The sequence below is a fragment of the Microcystis sp. M015S2 genome (assembly GCF_020245945.1).
In the GTDB taxonomy this organism is placed as follows: domain Bacteria; phylum Cyanobacteriota; class Cyanobacteriia; order Cyanobacteriales; family Microcystaceae; genus Microcystis.
In genome coordinates, this window is record NZ_JADBTX010000046.1 from 1 (window position 1) to 13144 (window position 13144).

At 42.0% G+C, this 13144-nt stretch carries 8 protein-coding genes, 1 tRNA gene and 2 pseudogenes; 5 read left to right on the plus strand and 6 right to left on the minus strand.

Annotation, left to right across the window (positions count from 1 at the left end; genetic code table 11):
- Positions 1-236 precede the first annotated feature (236 nt).
- Positions 237-336: pseudogene (locus tag IM473_RS09370) on the minus strand (transposase); the annotation flags it as partial.
- Between the two features lie 313 nt (positions 337-649).
- Entirely contained in the window at positions 650-778 is a 129-nt protein-coding gene (locus tag IM473_RS09375; protein ID WP_287657292.1) for a YlcI/YnfO family protein, read from the minus strand.
- A 578-nt stretch (positions 779-1356) separates the two neighbouring features.
- On the opposite strand from IM473_RS09375, the gene IM473_RS09380 reads away from it, so the two are divergent.
- Complete coding sequence (locus IM473_RS09380) at positions 1357-1845, plus strand: hypothetical protein (RefSeq protein WP_287657294.1); 489 nt, start codon at positions 1357-1359, stop codon at positions 1843-1845.
- A gap of 66 nt (positions 1846-1911) precedes the next feature.
- Here IM473_RS09380 and IM473_RS09385 read toward each other — a convergent pair whose 3' ends face one another.
- Both IM473_RS09385 and IM473_RS09390 read right to left on the minus strand, forming a co-directional pair.
- Positions 1912-3624 carry a putative glycosyltransferase family protein gene (locus IM473_RS09385; RefSeq protein WP_287657295.1) on the minus strand — a complete coding sequence of 571 codons (1713 nt, stop codon included), beginning with the start codon at positions 3622-3624 and terminating at the stop codon, positions 1912-1914.
- A 107-nt stretch (positions 3625-3731) separates the two neighbouring features.
- Positions 3732-5348, minus strand: coding sequence for an ArnT family glycosyltransferase (locus IM473_RS09390; RefSeq protein ID WP_287657296.1), 1617 nt, complete (start codon positions 5346-5348; stop codon positions 3732-3734).
- 852 nt (positions 5349-6200) lie between these two features.
- Between IM473_RS09390 and IM473_RS09395 the strand changes: the two genes are divergently transcribed.
- Complete coding sequence (locus tag IM473_RS09395; protein ID WP_502845927.1) at positions 6201-6944, plus strand: class I SAM-dependent methyltransferase; 744 nt, start codon at positions 6201-6203, stop codon at positions 6942-6944.
- 14 nt (positions 6945-6958) lie between these two features.
- Here IM473_RS09395 and IM473_RS09400 read toward each other — a convergent pair.
- A pseudogene (locus IM473_RS09400) lies at positions 6959-10072 on the minus strand (hybrid sensor histidine kinase/response regulator).
- A 106-nt stretch (positions 10073-10178) separates the two neighbouring features.
- On the opposite strand from IM473_RS09400, the gene IM473_RS09405 reads away from it, so the two are divergent.
- Positions 10179-10841, plus strand: coding sequence for a class I SAM-dependent methyltransferase (locus IM473_RS09405; RefSeq protein WP_287657300.1), 663 nt, complete (start codon positions 10179-10181; stop codon positions 10839-10841).
- A gap of 145 nt (positions 10842-10986) precedes the next feature.
- Here IM473_RS09405 and IM473_RS09410 read toward each other — a convergent pair.
- Positions 10987-11073 (minus strand) — tRNA-Ser (locus IM473_RS09410).
- Positions 11074-11537: 464 nt separating this feature from the next.
- Between IM473_RS09410 and IM473_RS09415 the strand changes: the two genes are divergently transcribed.
- Both IM473_RS09415 and IM473_RS09420 read left to right on the plus strand, forming a co-directional pair.
- Entirely contained in the window at positions 11538-12479 is a 942-nt protein-coding gene (locus tag IM473_RS09415) for a homogentisate phytyltransferase (RefSeq protein WP_287657301.1), read from the plus strand.
- The gene (locus IM473_RS09420) at positions 12476-13030 is read left to right on the plus strand and encodes a hypothetical protein (protein ID WP_287657302.1); all 555 of its coding nucleotides are present in this window, start codon (positions 12476-12478) and stop codon (positions 13028-13030) included. Before IM473_RS09415 ends, IM473_RS09420 begins: the two co-directional genes overlap by 4 nt.
- The last annotated feature ends 114 nt before the right edge of the window (positions 13031-13144 follow it).

A 13144-nucleotide genomic window follows, 5' to 3' on the forward strand; every position in this document is an offset into this window, starting at 1 on the left:
CGGGCTACATCAAATGTTCCAAAAAAATATAGAAGAGCTAATGCAAATTAGCCGCTATCGGTTGAAGGATTACATCAAAGGACAAAGAGCGATATCGCTTGCCCTATCTACCTTCTAGCTCGCTTGTCCCCCTCTCAGGAACCAGCCATGAATATCTTTAAGGGTAATTGCGCTTAAAGCACCACAAACTGCTTGCCTGAGTTCTGAATAGTTGCGAGGTTCCAATGTTTTCAAAATTTGCTTAATTTTAGACCAACAATTTTCAAGAGGAGAAAAATCAGGAGAATAAGGTGGAAGAAAAATTAAATGAGCGCCAGCGTTTTCAATCAATGGACGAATATATAGTGCTTTTGACGTTACTGAGGTATCGACAAGTTTTGCCAACAAGGGGTTTAAGCCCCTTGCCCATACCTCATTCTGATGAAAACTGCTATAGTAGCTATTTGGCCTAAGTAGGTCAAGACCCTTAAAAGAAGAAGTTATTCCAGATTTTGTCAGGAGACTGGACACTTATTTTTAATCGTGCTTCCCTGTTTTATATTAGTCGGGGTTTTATCCCGTCACTAAGCGCGAGGATATTCACCCCGACATTTGAGATAAATTATCGGAAATTTGGGTTGAAAACCCCGCCCCTTTTAGGGCTGCTTGATTACTGTTGATTTTTAATCCAATCCCTGACAACTTCGGCAGCAGAAATTTGTTTTTGTTGAGCATACCGTTTTAGTTTTTCTAGTTCTTCGTCAGAAAGTCTCACTTGTAAGATATTAGGTCTTGACATTGTGTTGTAAATAGACTACAATATCGGCGGACTAAAAGCACCCTCCTTTAAGTTAAACCGCTCGTAAGCGGTATAAAAAACACACGGACGCTCATGCTAGTGGTTGGGCTTCCTTGCACAGAGGTGCGAATAACCTCTTAAAAAACCCATGGACTCTAACGAGTACCGAAAACTAGCACCCATAACCTTGAAAAATCAAACTGTAGGATAGGGCATACCCGCATAGTATAATCTACGCTTGGGGAGATAAGGCCGCTAGGGGTCTATTGCCACTGGCTCGATATTGGCATCTTTAGATGGGATATTGGGTCCTAGGGCTTCGGCCGTGAGCTCAGCCGAACGGTGAAGGTTACACTTCCTTTAGATTTTTAAGCCCTGTCGTTGAACCAAGAATCCCCGTCCGTTTTACGGCGGGGAGTGTCAACAATCAAATTACCAACACTTATAGGGTTTTGGGAAAGAAAGATGTATCTTAATATTAGAGAGGATTTTAAAAAAAGATTAAAAGTCTTCGAGAATACCCTAAACTTAAATCTTATCGTTTCCCCGAAGCTATTAACGGAAAGGAGTATCAGGTTATGACGGTGGAAAATCTAGAAACGAACGGGACTCAAACCCCAGCAACCACAGAAGAAAAGACCAGCACACGCGGTAAAGCTACTACGGCTAAAACCGCCAAAGATAAAGAAGTGGTCGCCCTTTCGGTGAAAAACAACGCTGAATCGGCTTCCAAAGCGTTAAAATTCTATCAACCTGAACATCGCTTACCCGAAAATCGTCCTGTTGGTACTAGCCATCTTCACTTCACGGAAGATGAAATGTTACCCGGAGGCCGTCCCGTGGAAGTTAGCCATCTGAAAATTGTTAGTACCTATTCTTCCGTCGGTGGATTGCGTCCTGTCGGCTCTAGCGGTATGGAAGTCAGTAGCACTCTAGCGATTTCTGGCAATCGTCCGATCGCTCTCAGTCATCTGCACATTAGCGAAACCTATACAGTCATGGGTAATCGTCCCGTTGCTTCCAATGAAATCGATGATCCCGAAACTTTAATGGGATTTTTGGATTAATTGTTTTGTTGATCAAGATAGATGTTTTCCCTGTCCCGGACGGGGAATTTATTTTTTTCCCTTTAGTTAAGCACGATATTGAGCAATTAGTTGGTATTTTCCCGGTTTTAATTGCAGAGTAAATAAGCCGTCCTGAGAGATTCCCTGACTGCTAATCATTCCTTTGGGATTAGTTTCAAAGTGCCAGCGACTAAAATAAGTAATTCCCAGATCAACCTGAGTATCTGAAACGATTTCGCAATCCCAAATACGATTATATAAAGAAGCTTTGACCATAGCTAATTGACCGTCACCATTGCGAACATAATGGTCTTGATAACCTTGAGCAGGAGAAACGGTATTACCTTGAAATTTCCAGAAAGGTGTTTTCTCACTGAGGGCAGCTGGAAGATAATCTACTACATCTGGAACAATTAAGAGACCAGCCGCTAGATTAAATCCTTTACCTCCGACTTTAATTGGTTCTACTGGTAAAAAATTTGCCGTTGCTATTCTTTGGGATTGATAAGATGGCTGTTTAATTCTGGCATTAATTAAGTTATTGAGTTGTTCTTTGGCCAGGGAATCTTGGTAAACAGGAGTTAGGATACTTGATAATAAAAGGTAATGGGGAATAGACAAACTAGCAATGACTAACAAGCTGACTAAAAGGCGTTTTTTGAACTGTTTAAAATTCACAGAAATAGAGAGAATTGCCAAAGTAGAAACTAGGCCCGCTGCCACGGCAATAAAGCGAAAGGGAAACTGGATTTTTTGCAAGGGAAAAATGATTTTGTAGAGGGGTAAAGAAAGAGGTGAAATCATCAATATACTCAGGCCCGATAAAACTATGAGAGCAACCGGATCAAAATCAAATTTTTCTAACTTGTTTCTTCTCTGCCAAACTGATCGAATACTTAAGATATAGATAATTAGATAGATGCTGAAAATGAGACTAATTATAAAAGTATGTCGATTTTGATAAAAGTTATTACCAAAAGCCACCCAATCACCCAGGGAAGTTCCTATCGGTTGACGAATTTCCTTTAAATTAAAAACCGCAGGAATTAGGTAAGGAAAAGAAACAATTATGCCGATGATAAAAAAGAGAATCCGCCAGCCAAAATCCCGAAAATTTCTATTTTTAAACAGGATAATTAGCGAATAAATACCAAACAGAAAAAATATAATAATCAGACTAGGTAGATGAGCTAGTGCTATCAAAGAAGTTGTGATTGTTAGTGCTAAACCATTGGCGAAAGTAATTACATTGGATACTTTTAAGAGAGCGACAATAAAAAAAGGCATTAAAGCAATGGCTAAACATTCTGCTAATGCTCCGCGCCAAAATAAACAGTAAAATAGGTAAGGATTAATTGCTAAAATAATAATTAGTTGATAGTAACCTATGCTCTTTCTTTTAAATAAATACATTGCTAGAGTTGAGGCACTAATTATATTGATCAGCAAAATAGTTAGCACCGTAAATCTTAGGGCAACAACTGGAGAAAATCCGAGCAAATGATAGGGAAAAGCTACATATCTTAAAAGAGGAGGATAGAATAAAAATGCAGCATTTCCGTAGCCTCCATAGCCTTGAGCATACCATTTTGGGAATAAATCTCCAGACTTAACTTGCTCTGCCCAAAAACTATTCCAAAATAAATGAACAAGACCATCATTTGTTCTTTCTGGAGCGAATAAGAAAGCTAACCAAGTGCTACCTATAATCAAAAACACCAGAAGGGCGAAACTAAGTTGTTTTCTATGTAATCGAGCAAGACTAACAAGTATATTCATGATCAGGCAGGCAGAAGATTTTAAAATTTTTCCTCATTATCTAATCCTGTATTTTAGCAATCTCAAGCTACAGAATTAAATAAATTATTATCTATAAAATAGATTTTTTACTTATTTATTTCAGGAAATTTCTTAGGATAAATTTTAGCATAAACTAGACTAGCTTTTTCGGATAATACTTGAATTTTATAGTCGGAAGATAAATTCTCAAAATCTTCTTTACTCATAATAATTTCATGATTTTTATCGCTATTGACGGCAGTTTTAAGTTCTTCGGCACTCCTCACCCACCAAATCGGTCTATTACTATAAAATAAAGCACTGGGATGATTAAGATCAGCAGATAACTTAGCAATTATTAAGGGATTTTTCTTATTAAAATCCTCTTGCTCTGCCACTTGTGCTAAGGCAGATAGGGGGGTTACTCTTGCAGTATAAAGTCCTCTAACTTCTCTGATTCCAGAAAAGACAAAAACTGCAAATAGTAAAATAGTCGCCGACCTAGGAGTAAGCCTTTTCAGTAAAATGAGAACGAGTAGAGTTGCTACGATCACAAAACAAAAAACTGCTACTATCTGTTTAACTGAAGGACTGATAATACCAACAATTTTTAGCGGCGTTAAAGGGAAAATAACTAAAGCTACAGTTGCGATACTAATCAATATCCACGAACGAGCAGTAGAACAAGCTTGTGCCTTTTGAAATAAATAACCGATAAAAATTGCAAAAATCGGATAAAGGGGAAGAATATACCAGCTTAATTTGGTTGATACCAAACTATATAGACCAAAAACCACCAGAAAAAAAACCATTAGAATTCTCGACGAACTATGGGGTTTTAAAGTATCTTTTGCGCTGACGATAAATGCAAAAGGAATTAGATAAACCCAAGGAAAAAAGAATCGAATAACTGTTCGGAAATATGAGAGAAAGTCTCCACTGTTTCCCTCGAGAGGGCGGGTTGCCCGTTCAATCACATGATAACCTAAGTATTTCCCCAAAAAAGCCTGTCCATGCTGTAGTAGCACTGTTAAATGCCAGGGAAGAATTATCAAGGTAGCCAAGACAATACTTAGCCAAAAATGTTTCGATTTAAAAGTAGTTAATAACTGCCTTTCAATTAATAGCGTTATCATAATGGCAGCTGGTGCAACAATGGCAGCAAAACCTTTAACCATAAAAGCTAAGGCACAAGCAGTACCAATAAAATACCACCATTTTTGATTGCCTTGGCGAAGATGAAGATAACCGTAAAGTGATAGAAATAGAAAGAATGTCAGCATCATATCGGTGGTACCAAACCGAGCAGAATTGACAAATTGATAACTTGCCAACAAAATCAACGAGGCAAAAACTCCTGCCCAATATCCATAAACTTTTTTACCAATCAAATAGATAATAGCAATTAAGGCGACTCCTGATAAAGCCGAAGCCGCTCTTGCCCAAAATTCGTCAACCCCAAATAATTGAAAAAAAGCAGCGGTTGACCACATAAATAGGGGGGGTTTATGAAACCAAGGCACATATCCGTAATGTAGAGTTATCCAGTCACCATTTTCTACAATCTCTTTAGAAATTTGTGCATATATGGCTTCATCCCAATCTTCTAAACTCCTCTGTCCTAATTTCCAGAGCAGGACGATTGCCGATAGGGAAAATAGTAACCAGAGAGTAGTATCTTTAAATTTCGATATAATGACTTGGATTGGCTCAGTTTTTGGCATGGAATTAAACAGACTAATTATTGTATTGAAGGATGGTAAATGATAACAGTTTTTTCCAGTTTACCGATTTTTCTCTTGATTCATTGCGGTTATTTATTTGATTATTTTCTTTCTGGTTTTAGGATAGTAGGTCAAGATGGCTTCCTCAAGACAAAAGATTTTTGTGAGGTTAAAATGTTTAAAAAATACAAAATCACTTCCACCAAGATTGCTCATCTAAGATGCCCATAAATTTCAGGTTAATCGGCGATGTTTTCTGGAAATCCGAGAAGATTGCTTACACTAGGATAATCCTTGATATAAGCCGTCCCCTAGCTGGGAGAAAACCACGAACATTTTACCAAGATGTTATCAAAAACTACCAGAATTGTAAAGTAAATTGACAAGCAGTGGCGACAACAAGCAAAAACCCTCACCCTGATTAGAGCGTTTCTCATAAAGATGAAGTATGACGGTATTTGGCATCATCTCTGGACGAACAGCTACTGTTCCGCAGTTCTGCCGTTCCCTAAAACCAGAGACTTCGTACCTCACTATTAAGATAACTGTCAAGATAATCAAAAGAGGATAGACTGGTTGGGAAAAACGGTTTTTATCCTTGCTCGTAAGTGCCAGTTAACCATCATCTCTTGCTGAATCGGGTGACGAAGACCTTTAATCGATACGCATATGCGATTTATTATAGATTGATTATAACGGTTTTCAGTCTAATGAGGTATAGTAAATACTTTGATAGATAGAGGTTTCAATCGGGACTCACTTCTGGGAAAACCGCTATAGGTGTTTCTGTTAAGATGTCTTGGTACAATGATCTGCAGCTAATTTCAATGATACGCCACTGGGTTTCTCATGATGATCAAAAGAACTATTATTATCGTCACCTGCCTAATACTGCTTTGCTGTAGTTTCGGATTATTAAATTTTACCTACGATGCTTCAGTTTTAGTGCCAGAGGAATATTATCAGATTCGATCGCTTCATAGTCGCGATGGTATCGGTAAATTTTATCTAGGACGGGAAATCGCTAAAGTCATGGGACACCAAGAAATGTTATGGTTAGAACGTCCTAGTCGCCGTTTCACAGAAAAACCCGATGATCTGATCACGGCACTAGATTTAAAACCCACAGATATAGTAGCAGATATCGGCGCGGGGACAGGTTATTTTAGTTTTCCTATGGCGAATTTAGTAGAACAAGTTTTCGCTGTCGATGTGCAACCGGAAATGCTAGGGGCAATTGATTTTTTAGCCGAGGAAAATCAAGTTAAGAATGTCACCACAATTCTCGCCACAGAAACCGATCCTAAATTGCCTATAAATGCGCTCGATTTAGCTTTAATGGTCGATGCTTATCACGAGTTTTCCTGTCCCCGCGAGATGATGGAAAATCTGGTCAAATCCTTAAAACCCGATGGTAGGGTGGTATTAGTAGAATACCGTCGTGAAAATCCTCTGATTCCCATCAAGTCCCTTCATAAAATGACCCGCAGACAGGTAGAAAAAGAAATGGCCGCTGTCGGTTTACTGCCAGAAGAAATCATCGAGACTTTGCCCCAACAACATTTAATGATTTTCCAGAAACCCAATTCAAATTAGCAAGTTAACCTCAGCTAATCCGCGGGACTTTCTTTTTGGATTAATACTTCACCAGCGATTAAACGTTGGGCTGCCGACAGTAAAACATCCTCAATATAGGCCTTGACAAAATAACCTTTTGCTCCTTTAGCGGCGGCGAGATGCTGCATTTTTCGCGCCCCGCGCGAGGTAATCATTGCCACTGGTATCCCCTGAAGTTGTTCATCCTCTTGCAGACGAGAGAGCAATTCTAACCCATTCAGGCGAAGCATTTCGATATCGCCGAGAATCAGATCACAAGCTAATCTGTCCCGTAATTTTTCCCATGCTTCTAAACCGTCCCGGGCCTGTTCGATGCGATAACCAGCTTTAACCAAAGAAACCGCTAACATTTCCCGCACCATTACCGAATCATCGACAATCAAGATCAGAGGACTCGATTATGTCCAAAAATTAGGGTGATTACTATCAATTAATGTTGTATCGGAGGATGAAAGCTGATTAGGAGTCGCTTTAATGCTATTAGCTAGTAACGCTTCCCCCGCAATCATTCTTTCGGCTGCCGAGAGTAAATCTCTTTCCGTGTAGGGTTTGGTAAAATAGCCACGGGCTCCTAATTTTGCCGCCACCTGGCGATGACGTTCCGATCCTCGGGAAGTCAACAAAGCCACAGGAATCGCCGCCAATCGGGGGTCTTTTTGCAAATTAGACAGTAATTCTAGGCCATTCATGCGGGGCATCTCGATATCGCAGAAAACGATATCACAGGGCAAACCGCCGCGTAATTTTTCCCAAGCTTCTTGACCATCCCGGGCCTGTTCCACACGATAACCAGCTTTACTAAAGCTTAAAGAGAGCAATTCCCGAACAGTAATCGAATCATCGACAATCAGAACCATAGCCTCGGATTTTTGGTCAGTTTCCACCTCCACGGGGGGGGCAGGTTGGCGCCAAAGACCACCGTTATCGATACGCAGACGACCCCTGGCGATGTCGATTAACTCTAACACATCGCCGACGGGCATCACCGTACCATCGCCTAAAACCGTCGCCCCAGCAATCCCAGCCGTTTTCGGAATCGGTCCTTCGATCTGTTTGATGACGATTTCCAGTTCACCGATCACTTGATCCACCTGTACCGCGAGGAGATTATTGCCACAGCGCAGGATGACGATCGAAAAAGAGTCTTCCTGCTGCTTGCCGGTGTAAAAACTACCGCGACTAAGTTGTCGATTGTAGGAAAGCAACTCGCTCAGGGGTTGGAAAGGTAGTAAAGTATTTTGCCAGAAAACGCAGGGCCGTCCCTGCCCATCTATTTGGATATCCCTGGCCCGGAAATCCTTCATATCTTCCACTCCGTCCATGGAGAAACCGATGCGCGCATGATTACTAACACAACAGAGGGCCTTACAGATACTCAGGGTTAGGGGTAAACGGATCGTAAAAGTGCTTCCTTTGCCCAGTACCGAGTCAATAGTAACGGTCCCGCGCACATCGATTAAACTGGTTCGCACCACATCTAAACCCACCCCACGACCGGCAAAATCATCGGCCTGATCTTTGGTACTAAAACCGGGATGAAAAAGAATTTCATAGACTTCTTGGGGACTGAGGTTTTGAGCTTCCCTATCGCTGATCAGGCCTTTCTCGATCGCCTTAAGTTTAACCCGATTAGCATCAATACCAGCCCCATCATCACTAACGGTGATCACGGTTTGATTCCCCTGTAGGAATGCCCGGACAGAGATCGTACCGAGGGCGGGTTTGCCTTTGGCCATGCGTTCTTGGGGTGATTCAATGCCGTGGGTGATCGCATTGTTGACCAGATGGATCATGGGACTATTGAGATGTTCAAGGATCATCTGATCGATGAGAACACCCCCCCCTTCCACTTTTAATTTGGCTTGCTTGTGCAGTTTCAGGGAAATATCGTGAATTGCCCGGGGTAGATGATCGGCAGTTTGACTAAAGGGAACCATGCGCGATTTGGTCATCCCTTCCTGTAGTTGGGTGGTAGCCTGTCGCAGACTGCGCGTCACCTGATCGGTTTCATCGACGACATATTGAATATCAGAGGCCGATTCTCGCACTCGCACGATCAATTCGATCATCTCTTGGGATAATAAGTGGAAATCGGTAAAACGGTCGATCTCTAGGGCATCTAGTTGCCCGGTCATAGCCGAATTGCCCTGATTTTCTCCCTTAACTCTACCGTAACCGATGGCACCGCCAGCATTGCCACTAGCCAGTAAAGCCCCTTCTAGGAGGCTTCTTTCATAGAGATCCTGCATCCGACTGCCCACATCGCTGAGATTTTGGACTTGGTTAAGCAAATTATCTAAAAAGAGACGCAGGCGATCCTGTTCCTGTTCAAGGCGATTGCGTTTAACCACCAGTTCCCCGATCAGATTGCTGAGGTTATCCAATTGTTTGATCGGTACCCGCGTCGTCTGTTCAAAAGCTTTACCGACAAGGGGACGCAGGTTATTTAACCCGACCGGTGGACTGAAACTGGCCGCCGGATTTGCTGCCATCACCTGATTGGTTTCTTCGAGGAGTTTTTCTAAATCCTTGAATTCATCCTCTGGGGAGCTTTCTGGGACAATTTCCAGTGATTCTAACCCTTGGAGAGATTCCACCGCGGCCAGCGGCTCCCCTGCTGTGGATTCCCAGAGGATGACCTCTAGGGATTCAAAGATGTCTGGCAGTGGCGATTGCGCCGGTGGAGTGGGTTGTTCCAGAAAAGCTTCTAAGTCTTCGAGGCTGTCGTAAAAATTCGGGTTGCTGATGGTTATAATTGCTTCTGAGTCCCGAACCGCTGCATTTTCTAGCAGCAGCGATTCCAGATCATCCCAATCTTCGGCTTCTGACTTGGCAGCAGTCCCACGGGTAGAATGAAGATCATTAGTGGCGGCTTCTTCCCAATTGATGCTATCGCCAAAAAGTTCCTCTAATTCCTGTTCTAAGGGCAAGAAAGACAGGTTTTGGTCAAGAGAAGCCCCATACCTCGCCGCTGGAGGGGAAATCTGCTCAAATAAAAAGCTGAGTTCGTCTAGAGCCTCGTCACCGTCGGTGTCTTTGTCTTCTAAACTCTCTAACAACTGTTCGAGATCTTCGTTAAAGAAATGCTCCGAGTCGGGTTTCATCATGATTTGCTTCCTGCCAAGTCTTCCTTTTTGGTCAACCAATGCACTCTCTCTGGCTTCAGATTACCCAGAATTTTACCCGATCAACCCATTCACTAGGAATTTTTTTATGGCTAATCAAACTCTTGGACTTGATCGACAATTTTATTCCTATTATCAATCTATCTGTCTGCGAGAACCCCCGATTTTAGCTCAGTTACGTCAAGAAACTGCCTCTCAACCCCTGGCAGTCATGCAGATTGCCCCCGAACAAGGTCAGTTTATGGCTTTTTTAGTACAGGCGATCGGGGCGAAAAAAACCCTAGAAATAGGGGTTTTTACCGGTTATAGTTCTCTAGTGGTGGCCTTAGCTTTACCCCCCCAAGGCCAGCTGATCGCCTGTGATCTAAGCGAAGAATATACCAGTATAGCCCGCCGTTATTGGCAGCAGGCCGGTGTCGCCGATAAAATCGATTTAAGAATTGCCCCGGCCCTGGAGACTTTAGATCAATTAATCGCCGGGGGAGAAAGTAATAGTTTTGATTTTGTCTTTATCGATGCCGATAAAAGTAATTATGATCGCTACTACGAACAGGCGTTACAATTGGTCAGAAGGGGCGGAATTATCGCTATCGATAATGTTTTTTGGTCAGGACGAGTAGCGGCGGCCGATAGCACCGATAATCGCACCAAAATTATCCGTTCACTTAATGCCAAAATTCAGCAGGATGAACGGGTAAATATCAGTATTATTCCTATTGGTGATGGTTTGACCCTGGCCATGAAAAAGTAAAGAAGTTAAGGAGATTAGAAAGGCTTTTGCTCTTCACAATCAGGGTCGATTTTTGTTGTCTAAATCTAGTCACCAGTCGGAAACTACCCACAGTAACGCTATATCTCTTAAGACCGTTAACGACAGCACTAAGTTATCAGTTCAACGGAGAGGGTGGGATTTGAACCCACGTTAGGTGTGACCCTAAAGCAGATTTCGAGTCTGCCGCATTCAACCACTCTGCCACCTCTCCACAGGGTTTGCGTCTGGACTATCATTTTAACAGATTACTTGCCCTAGGATTGATTTTTTTTGATCGACCTCTGGCATAATTGATTTTTGAGGGCTTAAAAACGTCAAAAATAAGGATTAAGCGGCATAAAATCGCTAAATAGGGTTTGCTGAAAAAGTACGGGCGAAGCATTCGGATAGAAAATCTACGGTTTCACCGATAAGTTATTGTCCGAATGCTTCGCCCCTACAGGACGCGGAACCATGAAGACGCAAGGTTTTGAAGCACGATTCTCTCAGAATCTTGCACCTGTTTCGGGAGAAAAGCCACAAAACCTCTACCTTGCCTACATTTCACATTTATTCAGCAAACCCTAAATAGACCATTTAATTGATTTTTATTCATTCCCAATTCTCCTGACGACCGACTACTGACGACCGACCCCTCACCAACCACGACAATTTTTGATTTTTACAAGAGGTCTGATGAATCAAGCTCCTTTTCTTCCAGTTAACCATCCCCAGCCTAACTTTCTCCGCTGGTTAGGGAGTCTCTGGCAATTTTCCCGTCCCCATACGATTATCGGCACTTCTTTGAGTGTTTTAAGTCTTTATTTAATTGCTCTAGGCAATATTAGCGATTTTTTTAGCCATTGGTCGGTTTTATTGCTCACTTGGGTCGCTTGTCTTGCGGGTAATGTCTATATCGTCGGTTTAAATCAGTTGGAAGACATCGACATCGATAAAATCAATAAACCCCAGCTTCCCCTAGCCAAGGGCGAATTTTCTCGGTTAACAGGACGGTTGATCGTAGGTTTTACCGGTATTTTAGCAATTATAATGGCTTTTATCGGTGGTTTTTGGCTGTTGATCACCGTAGGCATTAGTTTACTCATCGGTACTGCCTATTCCTTGCCACCAGTTCGTTTAAAACGCTTTCCCCTCTGGGCAGCCTTCTGTATTTTTACCGTCCGGGGTGTCATCGTTAATTTAGGTCTTTTTCGCCACTACAACACAGTTATCAATCAAAATCAGTCTATCTATCCCTCGATCTGGGTTTTAACAGCTTTTGTTCTTGTTTTCACCGTTGTGATCGCTATTTTCAAGGATGTTCCAGACCTGGACGGCGATCGCATTTACCAAATTACCACTTTTACCCTCCTTCTCGGGCCAGAAAAAATCTTAACAATTTCCTTATTGACAATTTCTCTATGTTATGCTGGTATGATTGCCGTCGGTCTCTTGGGGATAAGGGGAATTAATTCTTCTCTGGCCATTGTCGCCCATCTGCTCCTACTTCTTCTTCTTTGGTGGCGTAGTCGCGGAGTAAATTTAGAAGATAAAAGCGAAATCAGCCGATTTTACCAATTTATTTGGAAATTATTCTTCCTAGAATACCTAATATTTCCCCTCGCTTGTTTACTATGAAAATATCTCCTTTTTTAGCGGCGATTCCCTTACTTTTGCTAGGTGGTACAAGCGCACCTAGTCAAGAAACCATCGATCCGCAATTATTAACCGGCAACCTTCATTTAAACCTGAAACATGGCGTTTGGAAACTGTGGCAAGATAAACCCGTTTATCAAGATATTACCCTAGATCTAAGCTGCGATCGATCTGTTTGTCAGCCTTCGGTCTGGGGATACGCGCCCAAATTCAATAAAGAAGTGGATCACCAAGGTACGGTAAAAACGATTAAATTAGACAATGCTTGGCGATTACAGGTGAAAATGAACATTCAAACTCACCCTTGGCAAGCGGAAGTCAGGGAAGCTATCTATAATATCGAAATTGTCCCCCACCAAGACCAACTTATCGGCAGTTATCAAGGCACTTTAGGGGGAAGAAGACTACAAAACAAAGTTAATGGCACAATTTCCCCTTTGTGGCCTAATCCTGTCCCTAATCACCAACCCCTGCAACCGCGAGAACATCCCCGTTTAATCTTTCGCAAGCTGACAGGGGGACAAGCAAGCTGAAAAGCTTATGTAGCATGGAATACAGACACAGACTCCCAAAAAAGATAAGTCATATTTACTATATATGACCTAAATAACGAAAATGATAAGTGAACTATACCAGAAAGTCTTAGA